We start from the raw sequence: 25,014 nt of genomic DNA, 5'->3' as shown, positions 1-25,014 counted from the left end.
ATGCAGCCTTTTACAAAACTTTCAGCGGTTGCCATGCCCCTCGACCGGATCAACGTTGACACGGATCAGATCATCCCGGCGCGGTATCTGCGGAAGTCGCGGCGTCATCCGGACTATGCGACTTATCTGTTCCACGATCTCCGGTTTGACAACGACGATAATGAAAAGCCTGAATTCATTCTCAATCAAGAACCCTACCGGAAGGCACAAATCATCGTTGCCGATGTTAATTTTGGTTGTGGCTCATCCCGAGAAGGGGCGGTATTTGCTCTCGCCGCCTATGGGTTTCGGTCCGTGATCGCTGCCAGCTTCGGTGACATTCATTACAACAATTGTTTCAAGAACGGCGTTTTGCCGATCAGGTTGGATGAGAAAACCCTGGCAGGATTAAGGGCGCAACTTTTCGATCAACCCGGCGCATCGATTGAGATTGATCTCGAAGCTCAGACTGTGACCGGACCGGATGGCAGCCAACATGCCTTCGACATCGATCCGTTTCGCAAGCGCTGCCTGTTGGAAGGGCTGGACGATATAGGGCTTACCATGGAACACGAAGAAAAGATGGCTACGTTCGCAGAAAACTATCAGGGTAACTTCGGTTGGGCAGCGCCTGAGCCAGCTTAAGATTGATGCACAGGAGGAAGCGGCAATGGAATTAAACCTTACAGGTAAACGGGCTCTGGTGACGGGATCAACCTTGGGCATCGGTCGAGCGATTGCGGAGAGCTTGATCAGTGAAGGGGCCGAGGTGGTGATTAACAGCCGGGACCCAGATCGGGTAAAATCTGCAGTTCAGGAGTTGGAGGGTCTGGGTTCAGTTACAGGAATCGTAGCAGATTTATCATCTGCTGAAGGCGTAGACGCGTTGATCAGCGAAACTCCCAATATAGATATCTTAGTCAACAACGCGGGATTTTTTGAAGTAAAACCATTTTTCGAAATTGAAGACGCGGAATGGTTCGACATGTTCGAACTCAACGTGATGAGCGGCGTCCGCCTGTCCCGCGCTTTTATGCAAGGCATGTTGGATCGGGACTGGGGCCGGATTGTTTTTATAGGCTCAGACCAAAGCTCAAAACCCAACCCGGCGATGGCGCACTACGCGATGACCAAAACGGCGCAGGTTTCCATCGCCAGAAGCCTCGCGGAATTGACCAAAGGCACCAGCGTGACGGTAAATACCGTGCAGGTTGCACCAACGTGGACAGATGGCGTCGAAGCGTTTCTGGGTCAGCTGGCTGAAATCGACGGCACCACGGTCGACGAAATGAGCCGCGCCTATTTCGAAGAAGGCGAAGGCCAAACGTCTTTGTTGCAGCGTTGGGCAAAGCCTGAAGAAATCGCCAACGTCGTCGCCTTCCTGTGTTCGCCAAAGGCATCCGCTATTAACGGCGCAGCACCCAGGGCAGATGGGGGTATGGTGCGGAGTTTATTCTAACTCTCGCGCCAGCCGTCCATCCAGGCGATGAAAGCTGTAAGGTCTGTTTCGTTGTCAAAGCGCACACGGCAACTAACAGGGCTGCCAGACGGCTCGCTCTCATTGGGACCAATTTGCCAAGCGTCTTTGGTGGACGCGTTTAGCCACTCGCACATTTCGAACAGAAATATTTCGCTGTCATGATCGATATTGATGTAATTCCCACGTCTGTCGGAATCCGATCGTCGTCCATCAGAACGCTGATCTTCTTTGATATCGGCGGACACAGACACCCGTCGGCTTTCTGTTTGTCGGCGCTCTTGAGTAGCTAGCATAGATTGTCTCCCCTCAGATTATTTCTCGGTCGTGTTAAGTTAAGTAAAATTTATCAAAGCCTCGGAATGTCGCGAGTGGCCGTATTCAAAGGCATCATATATCGCTAAGCTGTCAGCAACTTGAACACTTTGCAGAATTGATACCCAAGAATTATTGGGTGAATAGAGACGAAATGATCCGAAAGCGCGTACGGCTGTTTACTGGTTTGGTCATGGCAACGTTCGTTGTCTTGCACTTGATCAATGCGTCTCTTGGCATTGCATCGATCCCTGCCATGGAAGCCATGCGACGGGTGCTGGTGACAGTATGGGGCAGCCCCCCCGGCATGATTCTGTTGATGGGGTCGTTCGTTACTCACATTACCCTTGCGCTTAATTCTCTGTATAACCGGTCGCATTTGAATTTGCCGACCTGGGAGTGGATTAGGATCCTTCTTGGGTTCAGCATCCCGGCCTTAGCGGCGGGCCACATCGTTGGCACTCGGATCGCCATGGCGGTGCTGGATATCGAGGTCAATTATCCCGGCACAATTGCTTTTCTTTATGGCAAGGGCTGGGCGTTTGTCTTGCGTCAATCCACCTTGATATTCGTGGCCTGGGGACACATGGCCATCGGTATTCATTTTTGGCTCCGCATCAGGCCATGGTATCCAAAGGCGGTGGTGATCCTTTATCCGCTGGCTGTGCTCATTCCAATTATGGCATTGGCGGGCTATCTGCGCGGTACGTCGGATATGGCGGCGCGCCTGGCGGCTGACCCAGGATTACCCAGCGTTCTTTTTGCAGGGTACAGGGCGTCCCCCGTTGAATTAAGAGCGGCTTTATCGGGCCTGGATTTCAAGCTGATGGGGCTTGTTTTTGGCTTGTTGGCCTTGGTCCTGGTGGCCCGGATCGTGCGCCATGCCTACCGGTCCAGGCGCGGTACTTTTTCTGTCACCTATCCTTCTGGGGTGACGGCCATTATGCCCCTTGGACATTGCATATTAGATGTCAGCCGGATTAAGGGCATCCCACACGCCTCAGTCTGTGGCGGGCGCGGACGGTGCTCCACATGCCGGGTGCGGATTATGGACGGACTGGACGACTTGCCGCCTCCAGACAAGGACGAATTAGCCGTGCTTGAACGCATCGGCGCGTCGCCTGATACGCGGCTTGCATGTCAGACGAGGCCCCGGCGTGATGTGCGGATTATACCGCTTCTGCCACCAACCACAGGGCCGAGGGAAGCGATGCGACCGGGTGGCGTCACCGGCAAGGAGATAAAGGTCGTCATGCTGTTCGCCGATCTGCGGGGGTCGACCAAACTTGGTGAGCGCAATCTGCCCTATGATGTCGTGTTTATTCTCAACGAATTTTTTGCCGAAATGGCGGCGGCTTTGTCAGACACCAATGGCCGTTACACCCAATTTAATGGCGACGGTCTGATGGCGCTCTATGGATTGGAGGGAAGTTTTGAAGATGGCTGCCGTAACGCAGTTGCGGGGGCTGTTGAAATGTTCCGCCGGATAGAAGATTTGAACAGACGGTTCGCCGGTGAACTGGAGGAACCGCTGGCCATGGGTATTGGCATTCACGGCGGCGATGCCATCGTTGGCACCATGGGACCCCCAGCGACCCCCATATTGTCAGCCATTGGCGATAACGTGAACATCGCCGCTCGGCTGGAAGCCGAAACCAAAAAACTGGGAATGCCCCTGGTGATGTCAGACGTGATCGTGCAGGCGGCTGGGTTGGACGAGCAGGGACTGACAAAAACAGCGGCTTCATTAAAGGGACGAGACGAGACAGTTTCAATCTTTGCGACCGCTGAACCGTTTAAAATTAATCTCTAAATGTACCTTCTTGTCGATTATCCCAGTTGGTCCTAAAGTCGCCTATCGGGATCAGTAGAAAGGCAACAAAAATGGCCATTTCAATTCGCCAACTGGGATCTTGTATTGGCGGTGAAGTCGATGGCGTTGATATTCGCCAGCCGCTTTCCGATGATCATGCCGCAGCGATCCACGCTGGTATGGACGAATACGCGGTATTGGTCTTTCGCGAACAACCGATGACCCAAGATCAACAGCTTGATTTTACCCTCGCCCTTGGTCCGCTCGAAAAAACCTTTAGCACAGGACTGCGGAAAGAAGGCCAATACCGCCTGCCGCCGACCTTCGCCGATGTCTCTAACCTGGATGTCGATGACAAACCCATGGCACGTGACGACCGTCGGCGGATGTTCGCGACAGGCACCCGCCTGTGGCATTCCGATAGTTCGTTCAAACCGGTCCCGGCGAAGTATTCGCTCCTGCACGGCATTACCCTGCCATCGAAAGGTGGTAATACAGAATTCGCCCATATGGGGGCGGCGTATGAAGCGCTAGATGATGACCTAAAGGACCAATGCGAGGATTTGGTGTGCGAGCATTCGCAGATGTATTCGCGCCAACAGATCGGCTTCTTCGATTTCTCTGAGGACGAACAAAAGACATTCGCGCCGGTTCGCCAAAGGCTTATCCGTACCCTTCCGGCAACTGGCCGGAAGTCGCTTTATCTGGCATCCCACGCGGGCAGTATTGTCGGCTGGCCTGTGCCGGAAGCCCGGATGTTCCTGCGCGATTTGATAGAACACGCGACCCAGCGGCAATTTGTCTATGCCCACGAATGGCGGGTCGGCGATTTGGTGATGTGGGACAACCGCCAAACAATGCACCGTGCCCGTCTGGCCCCGACGGATGAGCCCCGCGACATGCGCCGCACGACGTTGGCAGGCGATGGCCCGACCATGGAACAGGCCGCCGAATAATGACCACTGAAGTCAAACTTCTCGATTGGGCAGACTTTCCCGATAGCTTTGTGAAGTGGAAAATTAATCCGCTTGGGGCACAACTCGAAACCAAGGAAATATCGCCAGGAGTCTACATCCTGCTGTCGTCCATCACCGGCGTGAACAACACCGGCTTCGTGGTTGGGGAGAACGGCGTTCTGGTCATTGATGCACATTTCACCCTCCCCATGGCGGGTCAAATTCTTGAGCGCATTCGGGAGGTTACGGACAAGCCGATCCTGTATCTGGTCAATTTGAACTATCACGGCGACCACACCTTCGGAAACTGCGCCTTTCCGGATGAGACCCGCATCATTCAACAGCACCAAACCGCAGCACGGACCGTCTATTTTGAAGAAGAAATGGCCTTCATGTTGCCTTGCGTGGGCAATGATAAAACCAATTTCGAAGGCGTAACTTATCGCGGGCCAGACATCGTATTTGGGGATTATCTAATGATTGATCTCGGCGACCGGGTCGTGGAATGCCATTATTTCGGCCCCGCCAATACGCCGGGTGACACTATCGTTTATGTGCCGGAAGCCAAGGCCGCTTGGATGGGAAACTTAACTGGCGGAAATTTCGGTTTGGCGCTTGAGACCGACGCCCAAGTATTCCGCGATACCGTGACCAAAATTATCGAGCACCTAGATATCGACTTGATTGTATCTGCGCATCGCTCCTTGGCAGGTCCTGAATTGCTGGACGCATACCTCGAATATTTCAGCGACGTCACCGACGGCGTACAGCGTGCACTAGTTGCCGGACGATCATTAGAGCAAACCTTGGACCAAGTTACCTTAAGCAAACAATTCACCTTACCGCCCGACGACCCCCTAGCCGTCCCAAACATCGGACGGCATCACTATAACATCCAGCGGACGTATCGGGCGCTGTCGTCTTAATGCGCTCTATCCGTGGACCCGTGTTCGACAAAATTGCTCAGCAAGGGTCACGCCGACGAACCGCTTCAAACTGACTAACAATTCAAGCAAAAATTCGGCGCGTAATTGGTGGGCGTTTTGTTGGTCATTGTTGTGGGTCATGATCTTTCTCCTGTTTTAATGTTTGGGTCGATGAGGAGACTATGACCGGGGACCGTGAAATCGGCGTTCGCAATTTTTAGCTCCATCGTGAAAAAAGTGTGAAAAATTGCGAACAGAGGCGATTTCGGCGTTTTTCCTCTGTAATGTATCGCTATGACAATCTTAAAGCTTCAATTGCTGGGCGTACCCCGGATTTCAACAATGGACAGTTCGGAATTGCGATTGCCAACAAAAAAGTCCCAGGCGCTGTTGGTTTACTTAGCGAGCCCGCCTGGTGTCGCGCGGTCCCGGGATCAATTGGCGGAGCTTCTGTGGAGTCGAAGTGCTGAAGAGCAAGCACGCACAAGCCTGCGTCAAAATTTGGCACGACTGCGGAAATCCCTTGGTTCCGCCAAAGATATAATATCTGCTGATACAAGTCAGATTACGCTTGTCCCTGATCGCGTCGATACCGATACAGCGATGCTTGAGGGTCTGCTGTCCCAACCCGATATTGACTCATTAAAGGCCGCTGCAAATTTACTGAGAGGTGAATTTGCAGCGGGGCTCAATATTAATGAAGACCTTTTCGAAGAATGGATCACCACCGAACGACGCAGGATATCTGACCTTGCCGTATCCGCACTGGAACGCCTGCTTCACCATTATGAAGAATTGGAAGACTCTGACGAAGCAATCGTGGTCGCTCGGAAATTGCTTGCCATAGATCCTTTGCATGAACAGGTGCATCAATCTCTTATGCGGGCTTTGGCGCAACAGCAGCGATTTGAATCTGCACTTCAACAATTCAAAGCCTGCGAAGATTTATTGCGGAAGGAACTGGATATCGCCCCCAGTGATGAGACAGTTTCTCTGTGCGATGAAATTGCGCGTCAGCGAGAGGCCGTGCGTCATGCCCCGAACGCGCCTGCTGTCGAAACCAATGGCCTCATTCGCGCCGTGAGCAATAAACCACCGAAAGAGGCTTTGTCCGACACCAATTTCCCACCCCAGTTACAAGGCCTCGACCTAAGCGTGCCGGAACGCCCGTCGATGGTCATCTTGCCATTTTCAAATCTGACAGGTGATACAGAAAATGATCACTTGGCTGAGGGGATCCGAATTGACATTCAAGCGGCTTTGGTGAAGGTCACCGGTATCTTCCTCATAGCAGCGGGTGCCGCGAACGCCATGCGCGGGCAAGACACCACAAGCGCTGGCAAGGCACTAGGAGTCCGCTATGTTTTGCAGGGCAGCGTACGCCGCGCTGCGTCGAACTTACGCATTTCAGCGGAACTTATTGACGTTCTGGCGGGGAATGCGATTTGGACGGAAACCTATGATCGTAAACTCGACGACGGTTTTGAGGTTCAAGACGAGGTCATTCAGGAAATTATATCCGCATTGGACGTAAAGCTTCTTAGGGGCGAGCAGGCGGCGGTCTGGCACAGGACTCTCAGAGACCGAGAATCCTTGGAAATATTTTACAAAGGGCTGCAAGAATTTTTCAAACTCCAGAAAGACTCTGTGCACCGTGCCCGTAAACTTTTTGAAATCGTCGATAAAAAGCAGCCGCAAGTATCTACCGGCGCTACGTGGACCGCGATGTGTCATTGGTTCGACGCTTTTAAAGCCTGGGGCGATGAGCCGGCCAAGTCACTTAAACTCGCTGGTGAGTGGTCGGAAAAAGCTGTCGTTATGGAAGATGCTGACGGGCAGGCGCACATGGTTTTAAGCCACGTCCACCTGATGAACCGTCGATTTGATGATGCGCTTATTGTTGGTCGTGATGCGGTGGCGCTGCGTCCAAACTGCACTAACGCGAACGGCTTCTTTGCCAACGTGTTGCATTATTGCGGCCAGCAAAGCGATGCAATCGAGCACGTCACATGGGCCATTCGGTATTCGCCTGTCTTCCCGCCGTTCTTTACCGATGTTCTCTCGTTGGCACTACTGTTCAGTGAAAATTTTGCGGCAGCCACTGCAGTTGCTGATGATTCCTTGCGGTTAAATTCAGTGGGATTAACGCCTTGCCTTGTAAAAATTGCGGCCTATTCATCGCAGGATAATTTTAGCGAGGCGCGTCGCGGCTTGAAAAATGTAATGGCAGCAGACCCAACCTTTTCACTCAAACGATTTGGCAAGCAGCAACCGTACAGAAACCCACAAGACTTGGAGACGTTTTTATCAAAGCTGGGTTCTGTGGGGCTCCCTCTATAGTCGTCAACTCACTCACACGGATACGGCCAGATGCGTTTGGTTTGTGGTGGTACGAGGGAGCCATCGGGTTTCATGTAGGGTGTTGGAACATTCTTTTGATCGTCGGGCAGTTTGGCCAGGGATTGTGAATCGTAAGGCGGGCTTGCTCTATAGAACGCGTTGGGGTCCATCCAATAACTCGCTTTTGGAATTATGACCTTTCCATTGTTGGACCATTCAGGGCGGACGCTGTACACAATCGAAAAATGCAGCGCGTCGCGACGGATGCGCCGTCCCATCTTTCCGGTATTGCTGGTCTTACCAATTTCCTGACCAACCGTCACTTTCGCGCCAAGTGGTAGGGGTGACATTTCACGTAAGTGGGTATATTGGGAATATATCCAAAAGGGCAGGCCGGTTTCTGCTGGCGTGTGACGGAGCATGATTTCGATGCCCTTGCGATTACCTTGATTTTCAAATTTTCCAATGACTGTTCCCTCAGCCACAGCTCGGATTGGGGTTCCGCGCGGTTGCGGGATGTCCACGCCCTTATGCAAGGCAGGCCATGGCCGCTTATATGAATAATCGATTGCCCACTGCTCGCTATCAATTTCTGGACAATCCGCACCGCCGATAAATTTGGCTTTAAGCCCGGTCTCGATCGCGCCTCTTTTTTTCTGAATTTCGACCGCTTTGTCTCTTTCGCCGCGACGGCTCTTACCCACCATCGTGCGAATTTCCGAAGATATCTCGCCGGGCGGAACAAAGCCCTCAAGTTTTTCAAAATTCTGCGCGGGGGTCGTGTCTTTTTTTACGGTGTCCTTCGATCGTTTCTTTAGCAGGTCTTCAATGAAGGCACGTCGATCTCGTCGGCTCATTGAGCGGAATTCCCGGCGCGCCTCCCCGCTCATGTTATCAATGATTGCGCGGCCTTCCGAACTAATCCCGCTGCGCTGCCCAAGAGATTCGGTCGCGCCCAGCACTGAAAAAGCAAGTGAAACCCCGAATGCCCAGATAATCCAATGACGTCTTCTTAAACGAACTAAGGTGGATCTAAACATTTGGAACCTCCTTCTTGTGCAATTAATAAAGAATTTGGCTGCTCTCCTACGCCCGTCCCTGCAGCACCGGCATCAGATCAAAGTACGGTCGGATGATGGCTTCTTTTGATGCTTCGAAATCTATGAACAGGCCGTCAAAAAATACCTTGCCGTTGTGCAGCATGACGATGCGCGGTTGCAGGCGTTTTAGCAGGTCTTTGTCGTGGGTGATAATGACGGTGGTGCGTTGTTTACCATCGGGCAAAGGAATTTCGTGGGTCTTGAGGATTAGGTCGTGAATTTGCGTGGCGCTGGTGGGGTCGAGGCCAGTTGTTGGTTCGTCGAAAAACATGACGACCGGTTCCATAGAGAGCGCACGCGCAACGGCCAGGCGTTTAGACATGCCGCCCGAAAGGCTGACAATATCAGTTTCCATAAAATCTGCTGTATTGGGAAGAAGAACCGCCTTCAAAACCCGACGTGCAATCGGCAGGATTTCCGACGTATTGAGGTTTCGAACCTCCCGCAACCATAGCGCAATATTATCGAAAACAGTCCCTGAAAACAGCGCGTTGCGTTGGAAGACGACGCCCCATTGGGTGTGGATGCGATCAAGTTCATTGCTGTCCAGCGCAGAAAGATCGATGAGCTCCGGTGCCTCTGCCATATGGTCGGTGACTTGAATGTGACCCTTGTCCGGGTTCAATTGGCCCAAAATATGGTTGATCAAAACCGTCTTGCCGCAGCCCGACCCGCCGACGATGGCGATCACATCACCTTGGTGAATTTCTAGGCTGACCCCGCGCAAGACCGTATGGCCGTCAAACGCCTTGTGCAGGCCCTCGACCGTAATTTCAATTTCGCTCGGTTGCTTCGGTTTTGCGCGTTTTGCCATGGCGATATACCTCGCCGAGTATTGTCAACATTTGGAGGGCTCTTGGGAAGCCTGCATAGGGGGCCGTCTGCATCACGGCCTCGATAATTTCCGGCACCTCAAGACCGACGTTGGCGGCGGAAGCAGCAAACTTCCTAAAAGTGCCTTCCAATCCAAGCACAGAAAAGGATGCTAAAGAACACAGCATTCGCTGGCGCATATCCAATCCGGGACGTCGCCAGATAACGCCATATCCAAATTGTACGGCTAGTCGATACAGGTCGCCGGTAAACGCGTTATCGGGATCGGCGTATCCGACCGCAGCTTGGGTGCCGTGTAGTTCCTCCATCAGGGCTTGGCCGAGAATTTCCAATTCTTCCAGCGGGGTATCGTCGCTGGGTTCGTCTTCTATGATAATTCGACGTTCGGCAAAGACTTCGTGCAGTGTCCGTAGCGCCGTTTCGGCAACAGGATAACCACCGTAGAGCCCGCATTGGACCATGACCTCAGCAATGGAGTGGGGTGTCATCTCCATATCCAACGCTGTGCAGATATACCGGCGGAGTTGGGGCAGGCGTTGCAAAAGCGTAAGTGCCGCTAGGGTGCAGATCATCCGATCAGCCAAGGCCAATCCGGGTCGGGCCCAAATTCCTCCGTAAACCGTGTCAGTCACTAAGTCCTCAAAGCCAAGGGCTAAGTCAACAGGCGGTAGGATATTCAGTTGTGCCCGTACATCGTCTCCCTTTTTGCGGTGATCTTTCCGGCTCACGGATGCTCCTTTTCTGTAAACCAGTCGGTTGGGACCTCATTCCCGACACCTCGTTCGCGGGCTTTTTCCACCAGCAACGCACCGATGGCTGCGAACTGATAGCCCAATCCGACATTATTGAGAAAGCAAGTGGTCTCGGTTTCTGATGTTCTTCCCTGGGCACGTCCTGCCAACAAATCAAATGCCGTGGGGCAGGTGCTCAGATCAAAAGATTGGCCTACTCCGTCGCCTTCACCCTGGGTGACTTCGACAACTTCAAGCCCTTCTGTCGTAAGCCGTGTAGAGGAAGGCGCATCCAAGTGAATAACGACCTTGTTCATGGCAGAAAGAGCCGCTGGCGCAATTTCCGCCAACTTGATGGAACTGATGAATTGCCCGGGCTGCACATCGTCTTGGGACAGGATATGATTGATGCTACTGGTGGCGCAGACAACGGCGTCGGCGTTTTGTATCGCATCTTTGGCGCGGGCAACCGGCACAAATTCTATTTCAAGGTTTTCCGACATTTCCCGGCAGAAGGCTTTGCGGCGGTCTTGATTGGGGCTAAAGCAAAGAACCTTTTTAACGTCCCGAACCGCGGCGATGGCCATGACCTGACTGCCCGCCTGCCAGCCTGATCCCAACAAGCCGACCGTGTGGGTATTTTCGCGAGCCAAGTACTTTGCGCCAATTCCATTCGCTGCGGCAACTCGCAGGCGCTGGACCACACCGTCCGGGAATATGGCCAAGGGTTCACCAGTTATGCTGCTGAATAATAGCACCAATCCAACGTAGCGCTCACCTGGGGCAGCAGGTACTTTGACCCGGCGGCGTTTGCCTTCGACCTCCGGCCAAGTCACGACATCGGAATTAATACGGACGGCGCTGACCCCTAATTTAGGAATAACCCCATCCATGGTCTTCAGACTATAGACAGCGTCACTATCACCGATTGGAGCCAGACTATCAGTGCGCTGGCGATTGATACCGCGTCCAGCGTCTAATTCTTGATATGCATCCTCTAACACCGAGATGCATTCTCCCATTTCCAGGAGGCCCTCAATCTCAGCGTTGTTGAGAATCAGGGTCACGGAGCGGATGCACCCACACGTTTCGCCGCTTCACGCCCGGCAATACGACCGAACGATGCACCGGACATCAGGCCCGTACCACTGGCATAGTTGTGATAAAACAACCCGCCGACCATTTCACCGCAGGCATAAAGTCCGGGTATTGAATGTTCCGCCGTGTCTTGAACTTCGGTCTCCGTATTCACTTTGACGCCGCCGAAGGTGAAGGTGACACCGGTGGTGACGTGGAAAGCCTCAAACGGTCCTTCGTCGAGCGGGTTGGCCCAGTTGGTTTTATCGATGGCCAAGCCTTCAGTGCAGCGCCCATCCAGTACATTGGGATTGAACGGAATATCCGTGCGACACGCGGCGTTGAATTCCTTGATGGTTTTTACACAGCGCGCAGCATCCACGCCGTCCATTTTTTCCGCCAGTTCCTCAATGGTGTCGGCAACGACCTTGGTGCAGCGACGAATACGATATTCAGATCTAAGCAGGTGGAGGGTCTTCTGATCAAAAATCTGCCAGGCAAACAGGCCCGGTTGCTTAAGGATTTCACCACCGTACTTGGCATAGGTGTGGCTGTGAAAGTTTGCCCCCTCATCAACGTAGCGTTCCCCCCGCGCATTCACGATCATGCCGTAGGGGTAATTGTGCTTCTGGAATTGATCACCAATGGTCAGGTCACCGAACGCAGGCGCATTCACGTCCCAGGCAACCGAATGGGCACCAGAGAAATGCCCATATGGCATGGCCCCGGCTTTCAGCGCCATCTCAATGCCTTTGCCTGTGTTGAACTTGGTGCCGCGGACTTTGGCCAAATCCCATCCCGGCCCTAAGTACCGCGCGCGCATTTCGGCGTTGGATTCAAAACTACCACACGCCAGGATCACGGCGCTTGCATGGTACTCAACCGTCTTGCCTTCAGGCCGGGCGATAACGCCTTTGATGCCATCGTCGTCGATGATTAAATCGATGGCAGGTGTTTGATAGTGGATTTTGACGCCGTGTTCCTCAGCCTTGGCATAAAGGGCTGCCATCATTTCCGGCCCGCCGCCGGTTATGTGCAAGGCCAACCCGCCCCAGAATTTAAATTTGCCATCGACTTTGTAAGCTTGGCGTCCCAAGCCCGGCAGCATTCGCACCCCTTGGCTATGGACCCATTGGGCGGTTTCGAAACTGTTATTCACCAAAAGCTCCACCAGATCAGGATCTGTTCGATACTCGGTCAGGTTAAACATATCGTCGAAGTATTGTTCTTTGGTGTAGGTGCCAAAGTCGATATTTTCGCGTTCCTCTTCGGAAATGTCAGGGAAGATTTTTAGAATATCCTCCATGCCGTTGTGGGCGAAACGGAAGGCGCCGCCAGTAAAGAATGAATTTCCGCCGCGTTCTTCTTTGGGCGCGGATTCCAGCATCAGGACTTTGGCTCCATTTTCAGAAGCAGAGATGGCGGCGCAAAGGGCTGCATTGCCCGCGCCAATAACAAGGACATCGGCTTTGGTTGTTTCGCTCATAGTCTTTTCGTCTTTCGGAATTTTAAGCTACGCGTTGATGAGGTGTGTCTATTCGGTTTTTCTCAATAAGGGCTGTCATGGTGTTGATATCGTCGGCGGTCTCCAGGCCTTCGATGCAGGCATGCAATTGCTCAACACCAACCGCCGTTAGGACACGTTCGGCGCAGCCTTCAAATTTTGCCTTCAAAGCGCCATCGGGCAGAGGATATTTCGGTCCCCGTCCTTGCGGCTGTTGAATCCACTGAGTAAAGGTCTCGCCGCTTTTCGTGGTGACTGAGACTTCGGCAAAGAAATGTTCATCAGGTTCCGTGTGGGGGCGGGAGTTCGCCGTGATCCGGGTCATGACGTCGCGAATGTGTTTGTCGTTGATAGCATCGCCTTCAAAATTATCAACAATCACCCGGCCATCCACGAGCGCACGGGCCATGGTGTATTGGACACTGAACTTGGCGTCCAAGGATGTTTGAGGATTAGGCCTGTTGGTATGTTTCAAGCGACGGGGATGGGTGTGCGAGATTATTTCCGTTACATTGTCGCCGTTGAGGCCATGCTTTTCCCGGAGCGCCAACATCGCATCAATCGCGGAATGAGTGCTGCCACAGCAGGGGTATTTCTTAATCGCAAGGCCTGGACTAACAATGTCGAACGGATCGGCCCAGCCTTCCAGCAGGCGCGACGTATCGTAATTTCCCTCGCCGTTGAACAGTTCCAGAAACCCTTGGGAATGCTCGAACGCACCAGGGTTGGCGGTAAATCCTTGTTCGGCCAGCAACGCCGCCGCCAGTCCATTGCGGGTGGTTTCGCCAACATGCAAAGGTTTGGTCATGGTGCCGAAGTTGGCTTTAACGCCAGCCGCCAGCGAAACCGCGAGCCCCAGCGCGACCGCTGTTTTTTCCTCATCCAACCCCATCAAATGGCAGGCCGCCGCTGCCGCACCGAAGGTGCCGAGGGTTGCTGTCGGATGCCAGCCTTTTTCGTAATGATGAAAATGAACGACCCGGGCGATGGCGGTTTCGGTCTCAAACCCGATCAAGTAAGCCGCGATGACGTCTTTTCCAGACGCCTTGCGGGCTTCGGCAAGGGCGATCAGACCCGGCAAAATCGGGGCGGAGGGATGACCGCCCAGGGTGTTGTTGCAATCGTCAAAATCCAGCGCGTGAGACGCAACGCCGTTGATCTCCGCCGCGTTAAGGACAGACGCCCGCTTTCCGCTGCCAAAAAGCAAGGCCGGACCGCCCTCAGGCGTCCCATCCGCCGCGTGCATCTGTTCAATAATCTGAGTACAGCCTTCACTAAATCCGGCGAGGGTAACGCCGACCGTATCGAGAATACCCCACTTCGCCCACTGGAGCGCATCATCATCAATATCGCTGAATTTAAATGAAACAATTCGGCTGGCGAGTTCTTTGGCGATTCCCATAACGGTCTCCCACTGGATATGCCCTTTTCAGGAGCGGCGATGGCAGAGTATACAAAAGTCTCTGATAGACGAAAAGAACATGCAAGGAGCTTTCTATGAGCGGTCACACCGATCAAGGTAATCCCTACACCCGAGGCCTCGCAGAATTTGTTGCAAGTCTTGGTTACGACGATATTCCGGCTGAGGTCAAAGACCGTATAAAGCTGCTGATTTTAGATTCGCTCGGCTGTGCCCTGTATGGCGCGAAGGTGCAGTGGACGGAAATTTTGCTGGAAACTTTGACAGAGATCGATGCGTCCAAGGACGTTGGCATTTGGGGAACTGACATTCGGTTGTCGGCACCTCATGCGGCACTGGTGAATGGGACCGAGGTTCAGGGCTTTGAATTGGACGATGTTCACCGCCAAGGCGTGCTTCATGTCGGTGCCGTTGTGTTGCCGGCGTTGATTGCGGTTACCGAACTTCGGCCCGGCATGACGGGGAAGGAATTTCTGACGGCGGCTGTCGCGGGCTATGAAATAGGCCCCCGGGTCGGCATCTGCATGGGACAAGAACACATTGGTCAGGGGTGGCATTCAGGCGCGACGCTGGGGGTATTCTCTGCGTCTGCAGGCGCGGCGCGAGGGTTAGGTCTGGACGCAGATAAAACTGTTCATGCTTTAGGCATCGGCGGTACCCAGGCCGCAGGCTTGATGGCGGCGCAGTATGGTGCCATGGTCAAACGCATGCATGCTGGGCGGTCGTCTCAAAGCGGGCTTTACGGCGCATTGCTGGCCGAAAAAGGCTTTACCGGCATTGAAAACGTTTTGGAATCTGAATACGGCGGGTTCTGCACCACGTTTTCGCGTTCCACGGATCGATTCAATCTCGATGAACTCACCCGCGAATTAGGCGAGCGATTTGAGACCATGGGCGTCGCACTAAAATTTTATTCCTGTGTTGGTTCAAACCATACGACGTTAGACGCCATCCGCTTGATGCAGGACCGCCATCCGTTTGGCGCTGACGATGTTGAAAAGTTTGTCATTCATGGATCGCAAGTCACCATGGACCACGTGGGCTGGAAGTATAAGCCCCAAGGACTAACCTCGGCACAATTGAACCTACCGTTCTGTATTGCAACTTTCATGCTTGAAGGCGATTGCTTCGTTGAGCAGTTCCCTGAAGATTGTGTCGCCGACCCGGCTCGAATCGCCTACGCCGATAAGGTCGAAGTCCACCACGATGCTGAAATTACCGCAAAAGGGTCGAAATTTCGCCATACCGTGCGTGCCCAAGTCCACTTGAAGGACGGAACTGTGCTGGAAGAAACTGTCGAATCGGCGCGTGGCAGCGAAAAGAGATTTGCCACCACGGAACAAGTCGTTGAAAAATTTGAAAAACTGGCCCAGCACGCGATTCCAGATGCACAAGCGCATCAGTTACGCGATGCTATTTTGGGTCTGGATGATCTAAAAGATGCTGGAGAAATAGCCAGACTTTTGGTTGTTCAAAAATAGGGCATTTGGTTGTTCAAAAATAATTTGCTGGGGAACGACGGCTTGTGTTGACAAGCCCGAATTCCTAGATGAATACTTTCCATGTGATTTATTGTTGGGTGGGCTTTGGAAGGCACCTACTAACACGACCTTCATGAACCGAAGAATTATTGCGTGCGCTGCGACCGGGCGGCGTCGGCATCTATTTTTAGAATTTTAATTGGGATTATCGGAAATGACCTCTGGAACGGATCGAACTAAAAACGAAAAACTTTTGGCTTGGGTTGATGAAATCGCAACCATGTGCCGCCCCGCCAATATCCAATGGTGCGATGGCTCACAAGAAGAATATGACCGGATGTGCCAAGAGTTGGTGGACAAAGGCGTGTTTGTCCGGCTAAACGCGGAAAAGCGCACCAACTGTTATCTCGCCCGTTCCAATCCCCGTGATGTCGCTCGGGTCGAACACCGCACCTATATCTGTGCCGAAAAAGAAGAAGATGCTGGGCCTACCAACAATTGGGTCGCACCTGATGAAATGCGTGCGACCCTAGAGGGTCTATATGACGGCTGCATGCAGGGCAGGACAATGTACGTGGTGCCGTTTAGCATGGGGCCTCTGGGCTCTCCCATCGCGCACATTGGCGTACAGATCACCGATTCAGCCTATGCGGTTGTGAACATGCGGATCATGGCGCGCATGGGGCAGGCAGTGCTTGATGTTCTGGGCGACAACGCATTCGTTCCGTGTCTGCATTCGGTTGGCGCGCCCTTGGCCGATGGTCAGGAAGACGAAGTCTGGCCGTGCAATCCTGATAACATCTACATCGTGCAGTTTCCGAAAGAGCGTATGATTTGGTCGTATGGCAGTGGCTACGGCGGCAATGCGCTATTGGGTAAAAAATGCTTCGCGCTTCGGATCGCCTCCATCATGGCCCGGGAAGAAGGTTGGTTGGCGGAGCACATGCTGATCTTGGGCATTGAATCGCCCGAGGGTGAAAAGACCTACGTCGCGGCGGCATTCCCAAGTGCTTGTGGCAAAACAAATCTCGCCATGGTCATTCCGCCCGCTGGCTTCGATGGTTGGAAAGCCTGGACTGTTGGTGATGATATCGCGTGGGTGAAGCCGGATGAAAACGGCCAGTTGCGGGCGATTAATCCTGAAGCGGGTTACTTCGGCGTGGCACCTGGCACATCCATTCACACCAATCCTAATGCGATGGAGATGCTGAACGCAGATACCATCTTTACCAATGTCGCGTTAACCGACGATGGCGACGTTTGGTGGGAAGGCATGACAGAAGAAGAGCCAGCCCATCTGATTGATTGGCAAGGCAATGACTGGGCACCTGGATGTGGTCGCCCAGCGGCCCACCCTAATTCCCGTTTTACCGCACCGGCGGCAAACTGCCCGACGTTGGACTCGGCTGCAGAAGATCCTGCGGGCGTACCGATCAGCGCCTTTATCTTTGGCGGTCGTCTTTCCAAGACCTTCCCGTTGGTGTTCGAATCATTTGATTGGAACCATGGGGTTTATTTGGCGGCGACCATGGGATCTGAAGCAACGGCGGCTGCCGAAGGTCAGGCGGCCATTCGCCGGGACCCAATGGCGATGCTGCCGTTCTGTGGCTATAACATGGGCGATTATTGGAGCCACTGGCTCGCAATGGGCAAGAAAATTTCCGACGCACCCGGTATCTTTCGGGTGAATTGGTTCCGCAAGGACGAAGACGGCAAATTCATGTGGCCGGGATTTGGTGAAAACACTCGGGTGCTCCAGTGGATCGTCGAACGAGTTCGCGGTCGGGCGGGGGCGGTCGAAAGCCCATTTGGTCTGATGCCTGAGCTGGATGACATCAATTGGCAAGGTATGGATTTTGATGCTGAGCAATTCTACAAGCTGATGGAAGTCGATCGCGCCGCGGCTCAGACCGAAGCTGAAGATCAGAAAAATCTGTTCGACACTTTCGGTGACCGCCTCCCTGCTGACATGGAAAGTCAACGCCAAGCGCTAATCGCTAGACTGGATGACGCGCCGGAAGTTTGGCAGGTTAAGTAGCAAGGAGTTATTGCGATCTCGTCTGTGAGAGTGTGCCGCTGAGCGTCCTTCGAGACGCGCTCAAGCGAGCGCTCCTCAGGATGAGGTTGTTTTATTATTATAAATATTTTCAACTACTTACTTAACACCCTCATCCTGAGGAGACTGCAAAGCAGTCGTCTCGAAGGACGTTCAGCGGCACACTCTCGCCACGTTATTACGGATGATGTTAACTGGTCGGCTGCTCGGCCCAACCGGCTAGCTTCTTCAAAAATTCCATACACGCATCAACTTCTGAGCGTTCAATAAACTCGTCTGGCTGATGCGCTTGGGCGGCGCTGCCCGGGCCGCAGATGACGGCGGGGATGCCGACGTCTTGGAACATTCCCGCTTCGGTCGCGAAGGGGGTAGAGGTGCAGCGGTTTTGACCGGTGAGTGCCAATACAATACTTTCTGCGGGAGACCCCGGGATCGGCACCAGGGGCATTACCGCGTGATCGAGTTCGGTCTCAATGCTGACACCCTCGCCGGCAGGTTCTGCCTGCATGCGGGGTAGAAGGTCGGTTTTCACAAATGCATTTAATCGGGTAATTGCTTCTTGTGAGTCAGCGCCTGGAATGACGCGGCAATCCCAAGCCAAACTGCATTGACCGGCGATGATGTTGGTCGCCGTGCCGCCGTCAATTCGTCCGAGATTAATTGTCGTGAACGGCGGGTCAAAATCTTCTGCACCCGGCGGTGGCGGACGGTCGCGAAATTCAGCCGCAAGGTCGGTGAGAAACCCCGCGCATTCCATTGCATAGTTAATCGCATTCACACCGAATTTCGGTGTCGACGAATGTCCGGGCTTGCCTTTTACGGTGGTTAAGTACGTGGCAATGCCGCGGTGCGCGTTGGCGACTTTCATCTCTGAAGGCTCGCCGACGATGCACATCAGGGGGCGCGGTAGGTCTTTGACAAACCGATCCAATAGCGGGCGAGCGCCCAAACAGCCGACTTCTTCATCATAGGAAAAGGCAAAATGAACAGGCACCGCCAGCTTACGCTGCACAAGACCCGGCACCATGGCCAGACAACAGGCGATAAAGCTTTTCATGTCGGACGTGCCCCGACCTTGCAGCCGCCCGTCTTTCTCCACCATTTCAAAGGGATCGCTGGTCCAAGCTTGACCCGTTACAGGTACGACATCTGTGTGGCCTGATAACACCACGCCGCCTTCAAGTTCGGGGCCAATGGTCGCGATCAAGTTGGCTTTGGTTTTTTCTTCGTTGAAAACTCGGATGGAGCTGATGCCGTGGCCATCCAGGTAGTCTGCGACAAAGTCGATGAGTTCAAGGTTGGAAAGCGCCGACGTGGTATCAAATGAAATCAGTTTGGCGATAAGGTCCTGGGTATTCATTTCTCTACCCCCGCCAGAAAGATCGGGTAAAGAGAACGATCACGGTGAACAGTTCCAACCGTCCCAACAACATGCCGCCGGCCAAAAGCCACTTGGCGGCATCTGGCAAGGATTGGAAGTTGCCAGCGGGCCCGACGACGGGACCAAGCGCTGGGCCAACGTTGGCGATGGCCGTGGCAGCGCTGGAAATTGCCGTTAGGAAATCCAGTCCCAGCATTCCCAACCCAACCGCAAGCAGCGAAAAACATAGTCCAAATACGAAGAAGAAACTCAGTACGGAAACAATAACCTCGTCAGAGATCGGTCGGCGATTGTAGTAGGGAATAAAAATGCCGTGCGGTTGCAACAGATGGCGAACCTGGGCATAGGCGGAGGCATACAATACCTGAAAGCGGAAAATTTTGATGCCGCAGGTGGTTGATCCCGCACAGCCACCGATGAACATGATGAAGAAAAATACCGGCACGGCGAAGCTGCCCCAAAGACTGTAATCGGTCGTTGCGTAGCCCGTGCCCGTCATGATTGAAATGATATTAAAGGACGCATAGCGCAGCGATTGCAAAGGGTCTAAGCCATTGTCCAGCCACAGCCAGCCAGCTGTTGCAATTACCGTCACGGCGACGAACGAAATAAACCACTGCACCTGGGTATCGCGAAATAAAGAAGCGCCATCACCGCGTACAGTCTTGAGATAAAGAATGAATGGTAGGGACCCGATGATCATACCACCGACCGCGATAATATCGATCAAGGCACTGTCATAATGCCCCAAGGATGCATCAGATGTGGAAAACCCACCGGTCGCGATGGTTGTCATGGAATGGGCGACGGCGTCGAATCCGTTCATCCCCGCGCCGAAATAGGCGAGCGCCCAAATGATGGTTAGTGCCAAATAGATCAGGCCGATGGCACCGGCGATCTGTGCTGCGCGGGGCAGAACCTTTTCCGATGGATCGGAGGATTCCATGCGGAATAACTGCATGCCGCCGACGCCAAGCAATGGGAAAATCGCGATTGCCATGACGATAATACCGATACCGCCCAACCATTGGAGCAAGGCGCGCCACATCAAAATCCCTGGTGGCGCATAATCTAAGTTAGTGATGACCGTCGATCCAGTGGTGGTGATACCAGACATGGCTTCAAAGAAGGCGTCGGTAAAACTCATGTCCAGGGAGGAGAAGGCAAACGGCAAAGACGCGAATACGGTCAGCGCGACCCAGCTTAGGGTTACCATCAGGAAGGCTTGGCGCACGGACAGACGGCCGGTGGTGGTGCGGCTGGTCAATGCCATGGAAACCCCAACGAACAGGGTCACCCCAGCGGAGACAATAAACACCTGCCAGCCAGCATTGCCCGCCACCGCGTCCACGATGGCCGGAACGACCATGCCAGCAGCTAACATGCTGAGCAAAATGCCAACAACAAGAAATACGGGCCTATAATCCATGGTATCCGCTTATTAATCGTCCATTTTGTGCGTTTGGGGTGCCACTCAAGCGTTTTGGCCCGCCTGGGTCAAGAGAAAGGGCGGGTCAAGAGAAAGGGCGGCGAGATAAAGAGAAACTCAAGCTTTAGACGTTTTCCATCGACCTTGAAGACGGATTGCCGATCATCGCCAGAAATTCCCGGCGTGTCGCGGGGTTGTCTCGAAAAGCCCCGAGCATCCTGCTGGTGACCATCAGCGAGCCATGTTTGTGAATGCCCCGGGTGGTCATGCACTGGTGGGACGCTTCGATGACGACCGCAACGCCAGACGGCTGCAAGACGTCGCGAATGGCATTGGCGATTTGAGCTGTCATTTTCTCCTGAATTTGCAAGCGCTTAGCATAGGCTTCCACGAGTCTGGCTAATTTGCTGATCCCCACCACCCGGCGCCCTGGCAGGTAGCCAACATGTGCCTTGCCGATAATCGGTGCCATGTGGTGCTCGCAATGGGATTCGAAACGAATGTCACGCAACAGCACCATCTCATCGTAGCCGTCGGTTTCTTCGAATGTTCGTTGGAGAATTTCGACTGGATCCGCCTCATATCCTTTGAAGAATTCCTCGTAAGAACGAACCACACGCGCAGGTGTGTCCTGGAGCCCTTCGCGATCAGGATCGTCCCCAGCCCAGCGCAGCAACGTCCGAACAGCATCTTCTGCCTGGTCTCTGCTTGGTCGTTCCGTTGAAGAAGATTTAACAACGCTCAAGGGCTTATCCGTACTCATAAAATCTACCTGCTAATGGATTTGTGTTGGCTGAAACGGGCTGTCTAAGGAAAACGCGGGAACATTCGCATCAAACCGGTCACCGCTCTCGGAAACCATTTGGTACGTGCCTTCCATAAATCCTGACGGTGTCGGTAAGGGGGTGCCACTGGTGTATTCGAACGACTGACCTGCTTTTAGGACCGGTTGTTCGCCAACCACCCCATCGCCGCGAATTTCCTGCACGTTGCCTGCAGCGTCCGTAATACGCCAATGGCGGGTCTTTAATTGCACCAATTCATCGCCATTATTTTCAATGCGCACGTGATAGGCCCAGACGTAGAGGCTTTCTTCCGGTGCCGATTGATCCTCTAGATAAAAAGATTCCACAGAGACTGTAATCGCCCCGGTCGTGCGAACAAAGGCGTTGGCTTCTTGTTGGTTTGGTAAGTCCACGAACGTTTCCAATTCTGCGCAAAGATTTAACTATCTCGATAAAGGTAGGGTTCTTTTTGGAATTGTCCAGTTGCAAGCGCAGATTTAATACTTAGGCGATGGTACAGGAACTGCCGCCCAATACACAGAATGTCGCGCAATGAGGATGGTTCAGCTTAACCGACTTTGCCGCATTCAAGAGGTCATGACCCAATTCGAATTGCGCGTCATAAGGCAATAGGGTGCACGGCACGACAGCCGTCTGCGTGGCCTCTTTTCGTTTAATGACCATGCGTGATGTCGCACACATAATCGTTTCCGGCGCGACGCCTAAGATATCCCAACAATGAACGGTAATTTCTGGCACATCCCGACCAGGGTCCATTTCCGGAAATAACACCAGTGCTGCTTGGTCGGTGGCATTGATCTTTATGTCTTCATGGGCGAATAGAGCGGCATAACCAGCCCTTGCTTCTTCGTCGCTTTCGTCCCAACAGGTTCGACCCGCGACTGCTAAATTAAAGTCCTTTTCCGCCAACCATTTTAACCCTTCGAGCATGGGGTGCCACGTTCCGGCTCCCCGGACATGTTCATGCTTTTCGGAGGTAAAGTGGTCGATAGAAACCCGAACTGCTAATTTGTCACCGTGCCGATCCTTGAGCGCCAACAGTTCTGTACGTTTATGATGCAAAGGCTTCATTGCATTGGTTAGCACCAGAACCCGATAGCCACGCTGTAATGCTTGGTCCATCATTTGTGGCAGATCCGGGTTCATAAAGGGCTCACCACCGGTAAAGGCGATTTCCTCTACGTCCATATCCTCACGCGCCATCTCATCAAGATAATCAACCATTTCGGCGAGTGTTAGATACGTCAATTTGTCGTTGGTTGGGGTCGACTCCATATAACAGTTTCGACACGCGATATTACAAAGGCTGCCTGTGTTGAACCATAAAGTTCGGAGGTGCGTAAGTGCCACCACTGCCCGTTGTTCCCCCTTTGCGGTAAAATCAGGGTCCCTGAATTTGAGCGGGTCTATTTCTTGGTATTCGGCTTGATTCATATCCGGCATAAGATTCTCTAGGTAGTACTCTTTATTTTCCGACTACGGACATTGTTGCACGTGCTAGCGCGATCACTTATACAAAACTTACGCTGGTACTCAAGACACAGGTTCGTTATGAGCGCCTAACATGCGCGGGTGTGGTTCAACGGTAGAACGAAAGCTTCCCAAGAATATTTCGGGATAAATCCACCCTGTAAAATCAAATTAATACGATTTTTCAAGAACAATTCTGCTGTCGCGTTTAGCAAATTCGATAATGGCCCGAAACAAGAACCAACATCAATCCTTTGCCATGAGGAGGGAAAAATTTGATATCGGTGGAAAAAACTAACAAGGATGTCAGCAATGTATGGTTTACGATTCCACAACGTACGACACAGGGCGATAAGGTTGGTCCTTTGTAAAAAGAGTTACATCTGACGCAGATAACCGGTAAATTAGATTCATTAAAATTAAATGGCCGTAAGGGGTTGGCAAGATGGGTTTGAAAGTCAGGCTAATTGGCGGATTTTTGGTAGCATTTGGGGCCGCGCTGATAAGTGCTCCACCGCCCGCGTATGCAGCCTGTGGGGATGGAGATTCTGTCACTGTTGGGACATTAACGGGCGGTAATTCCGGAACGGCAGCGTCAACCAATGCATCACAGGGCAGTGTAGACGGCGAAGGGGATGGATTAGGCCCGGTCGCGTCGCCCGTCATTCGCCGAATCATGGCGATCTCCTACACCGTGGCAGCGTTCGGAAAATTCGAAGATGCCAATGATGTTAAATCGGCAAGTAACTTAATTGCTGCGCTGACCACAGCGTCTAAATAAGTAAACTTTCTTAGACATCAACAGGGATGCTTTTGATGAAACAGTTTGAGAGTGTGAGAAACGTTGTGGGGGCAACGTTACGACGTCTTGCGATATCGGGTGTAATTTTGATCGCATGTGTCGTCGTTTTCTCAACAAGTGATCCGTCATTTGCGGGCACGCAGACAAAAAAAATGGCGATGGAGAAGGCGGCATCGGTCTTTGATACGGCTGGGTCCTATAAGCCTACGAACGCAGATGAAACCGTCATCGTTGGTATCATACGGAATAATCTGAAAAATGGATTTGAGCGGCGAGATCTCGGATTGATCAAGGCGATTCTCTCTGCAGATTTCAAATATCGGCTTTTGACCGGTAAAAATAAAACCTGGGTCGACACTCGCGAAACATACTTGGGCGCCCGCACCGATTGGGTCAAATCGAGCGCCCCAGTGCGCAACCTCAAGTATGTCATTCAGTCAGTTTCAAAAAGTTCATTGGCGAACGAACTTCGAGTCATGGCGTTGTCATCACGGTCCTCAAAACATTTTTCGCCAAAGTTTATTGAGACATTGGTGTTCAGTAAAACGAGTGGGAAGTGGCTTCTCAAGAACCAATCCCAGGTGCCCTTGCATCATCAGAACCCGGCGATGAACACGGCCCAGATTTTTGTGACCGAACGATTTCAAGGCCATTATTTCATGGCGGCATTTTTAAAGAGGCTGAGAACAGTTGGGCCGTCCGCTGCGGTTGAAACGCTCCTCAAGGGGGCCAAGTATGATAACGAAGTAGAGCAGAGCGTTATCGTTGTCTTTAGAGAGCCACCGCCGCCGGGATCAACAGTTCATTTGAAAATAAAATATGGTGTCTATGATTATCCGGTGGATTATAAAATAGAGACAGTCGATCCGTATCTTGTAATTGAAACGTCAGCAGGCGAGGTTCATTACGCGAGATTTATGACGGTAAAAGTCTTCGTAGACGGCCAAGAAGTAGCGAACCGGACGATAACTGTGGCAGATAATAAATAGATTGGTTTTTTGATATCCGGATAATGTTTCCTGAGCGGGTGTGGTTCAACGGTAGAACGAAAGCTTCCCAAGCTTTAGACGGGGGTTCGACTCCCCTCACCCGCTCCAAATCTCCAAATTTTGATCTA

The 25,014-nt window shown here is 52.7% G+C and carries 22 protein-coding genes and 1 tRNA gene; 11 read left to right on the top strand and 12 right to left on the bottom strand.

Translation table 11 applies throughout. The features are described from left to right. Complete coding sequence (gene leuD / locus HOM51_15700) at positions 1–624, top strand: 3-isopropylmalate dehydratase small subunit (GenBank protein ID MBT5035958.1); 624 nt, start codon at positions 1–3, stop codon at positions 622–624. Between the two features lie 25 nt (positions 625–649). After that, positions 650–1,438, top strand: a complete 789-nt coding sequence (locus HOM51_15695) for an SDR family oxidoreductase (GenBank protein MBT5035957.1) — start codon at positions 650–652, stop codon at positions 1,436–1,438. On the opposite strand, the gene HOM51_15690 is transcribed toward HOM51_15695, so the two are convergent. After that, positions 1,435–1,752, bottom strand: a complete 318-nt coding sequence (locus HOM51_15690) for a hypothetical protein (protein MBT5035956.1) — start codon at positions 1,750–1,752, stop codon at positions 1,435–1,437. The genes HOM51_15695 and HOM51_15690 overlap by 4 nt on opposite strands. Positions 1,753–1,910: 158 nt before the next feature. Between HOM51_15690 and HOM51_15685 the strand changes: the two genes are divergently transcribed. From HOM51_15685 to HOM51_15670, 4 genes are all read left to right on the top strand, one after another. Continuing rightward, positions 1,911–3,584 carry an adenylate/guanylate cyclase domain-containing protein gene (locus HOM51_15685; GenBank protein MBT5035955.1) on the top strand — a complete coding sequence of 558 codons (1,674 nt, stop codon included), beginning with the start codon at positions 1,911–1,913 and terminating at the stop codon, positions 3,582–3,584. Between the two features lie 71 nt (positions 3,585–3,655). Continuing rightward, complete coding sequence (locus HOM51_15680; GenBank protein MBT5035954.1) at positions 3,656–4,540, top strand: TauD/TfdA family dioxygenase; 885 nt, start codon at positions 3,656–3,658, stop codon at positions 4,538–4,540. Next, a complete protein-coding gene (locus tag HOM51_15675) occupies positions 4,540–5,466 on the top strand; it encodes an MBL fold metallo-hydrolase (GenBank protein MBT5035953.1) in 927 nt (308 codons plus the stop codon). The genes HOM51_15680 and HOM51_15675 overlap by 1 nt, the downstream gene beginning before the upstream one ends. Before the next feature lie 342 nt (positions 5,467–5,808). Next, on the top strand, positions 5,809–7,806 hold the full coding sequence (locus tag HOM51_15670) for a hypothetical protein (protein MBT5035952.1): 1,998 nt from the start codon (positions 5,809–5,811) through the stop codon (positions 7,804–7,806). Between the two features lie 8 nt (positions 7,807–7,814). On the opposite strand, the gene HOM51_15665 is transcribed toward HOM51_15670, so the two are convergent. From HOM51_15665 to HOM51_15640, 6 genes are read right to left on the bottom strand one after another with little or no spacing between them, the layout of a single operon-like run. Beyond that, entirely contained in the window at positions 7,815–8,846 is a 1,032-nt protein-coding gene (locus HOM51_15665; protein ID MBT5035951.1) for a M23 family metallopeptidase, read from the bottom strand. A gap of 46 nt (positions 8,847–8,892) precedes the next feature. Then, on the bottom strand, positions 8,893–9,720 hold the full coding sequence (locus HOM51_15660) for an ATP-binding cassette domain-containing protein (GenBank protein MBT5035950.1): 828 nt from the start codon (positions 9,718–9,720) through the stop codon (positions 8,893–8,895). Then, positions 9,680–10,468, bottom strand: coding sequence for a hypothetical protein (locus HOM51_15655; GenBank protein ID MBT5035949.1), 789 nt, complete (start codon positions 10,466–10,468; stop codon positions 9,680–9,682). The genes HOM51_15660 and HOM51_15655 overlap by 41 nt, the downstream gene beginning before the upstream one ends. Further along, positions 10,465–11,538: an ornithine cyclodeaminase family protein gene (locus HOM51_15650; protein MBT5035948.1), complete on the bottom strand. Its 1,074-nt coding sequence runs from the start codon at positions 11,536–11,538 to the stop codon at positions 10,465–10,467. Before HOM51_15650 ends, HOM51_15655 begins: the two co-directional genes overlap by 4 nt. After that, positions 11,535–13,034: an FAD-dependent tricarballylate dehydrogenase TcuA gene (gene tcuA, locus HOM51_15645; GenBank protein MBT5035947.1), complete on the bottom strand. Its 1,500-nt coding sequence runs from the start codon at positions 13,032–13,034 to the stop codon at positions 11,535–11,537. The genes HOM51_15650 and tcuA overlap by 4 nt, the downstream gene beginning before the upstream one ends. 22 nt (positions 13,035–13,056) lie before the next feature. Next, positions 13,057–14,454: an MmgE/PrpD family protein gene (locus tag HOM51_15640; GenBank protein MBT5035946.1), complete on the bottom strand. Its 1,398-nt coding sequence runs from the start codon at positions 14,452–14,454 to the stop codon at positions 13,057–13,059. A gap of 95 nt (positions 14,455–14,549) precedes the next feature. Between HOM51_15640 and HOM51_15635 the strand changes: the two genes are divergently transcribed. Together HOM51_15635 and HOM51_15630 are read left to right on the top strand one after the other, a co-directional pair. Next, entirely contained in the window at positions 14,550–15,953 is a 1,404-nt protein-coding gene (locus HOM51_15635; GenBank protein ID MBT5035945.1) for an MmgE/PrpD family protein, read from the top strand. Between the two features lie 214 nt (positions 15,954–16,167). Continuing rightward, on the top strand, positions 16,168–17,991 hold the full coding sequence (locus HOM51_15630) for a phosphoenolpyruvate carboxykinase (GTP) (protein MBT5035944.1): 1,824 nt from the start codon (positions 16,168–16,170) through the stop codon (positions 17,989–17,991). Between the two features lie 208 nt (positions 17,992–18,199). Here the strand turns inward: HOM51_15630 and argE are convergent, their stop codons facing one another. The 5 genes from argE to HOM51_15605 form a co-directional block, all read right to left on the bottom strand. Beyond that, complete coding sequence (gene argE / locus HOM51_15625) at positions 18,200–19,369, bottom strand: acetylornithine deacetylase (GenBank protein MBT5035943.1); 1,170 nt, start codon at positions 19,367–19,369, stop codon at positions 18,200–18,202. Between the two features lie 4 nt (positions 19,370–19,373). After that, positions 19,374–20,819, bottom strand: coding sequence for a TrkH family potassium uptake protein (locus tag HOM51_15620; GenBank protein ID MBT5035942.1), 1,446 nt, complete (start codon positions 20,817–20,819; stop codon positions 19,374–19,376). A 124-nt stretch (positions 20,820–20,943) separates the two neighbouring features. Continuing rightward, on the bottom strand, positions 20,944–21,582 hold the full coding sequence (gene folE, locus HOM51_15615; GenBank protein ID MBT5035941.1) for a GTP cyclohydrolase I FolE: 639 nt from the start codon (positions 21,580–21,582) through the stop codon (positions 20,944–20,946). A 12-nt stretch (positions 21,583–21,594) separates the two neighbouring features. Continuing rightward, a complete protein-coding gene (gene apaG / locus HOM51_15610) occupies positions 21,595–22,017 on the bottom strand; it encodes a Co2+/Mg2+ efflux protein ApaG (protein MBT5035940.1) in 423 nt (140 codons plus the stop codon). A gap of 91 nt (positions 22,018–22,108) precedes the next feature. After that, positions 22,109–23,068 carry a radical SAM protein gene (locus HOM51_15605; protein ID MBT5035939.1) on the bottom strand — a complete coding sequence of 320 codons (960 nt, stop codon included), beginning with the start codon at positions 23,066–23,068 and terminating at the stop codon, positions 22,109–22,111. Between the two features lie 472 nt (positions 23,069–23,540). Here HOM51_15605 and HOM51_15600 point away from each other — a divergent pair, with 472 nt between their 5' ends. From HOM51_15600 to HOM51_15590, 3 genes are all read left to right on the top strand, one after another. Continuing rightward, the gene (locus tag HOM51_15600; GenBank protein ID MBT5035938.1) at positions 23,541–23,876 is read left to right on the top strand and encodes a hypothetical protein; all 336 of its coding nucleotides are present in this window, start codon (positions 23,541–23,543) and stop codon (positions 23,874–23,876) included. A gap of 35 nt (positions 23,877–23,911) precedes the next feature. Further along, entirely contained in the window at positions 23,912–24,886 is a 975-nt protein-coding gene (locus HOM51_15595; GenBank protein ID MBT5035937.1) for a hypothetical protein, read from the top strand. 34 nt (positions 24,887–24,920) lie between these two features. Then, positions 24,921–24,994 (top strand) — tRNA-Gly (locus HOM51_15590). Positions 24,995–25,014 lie beyond the last annotated feature (20 nt).

It is taken from the genome of Rhodospirillaceae bacterium (assembly GCA_018660465.1).
Taxonomy (GTDB): domain Bacteria; phylum Pseudomonadota; class Alphaproteobacteria; order Rhodospirillales; family JABJKH01; genus JABJKH01.
Note: the sequence above shows the minus strand (reverse complement) of the source record. Positions and strands in the feature narration are given on the sequence as shown.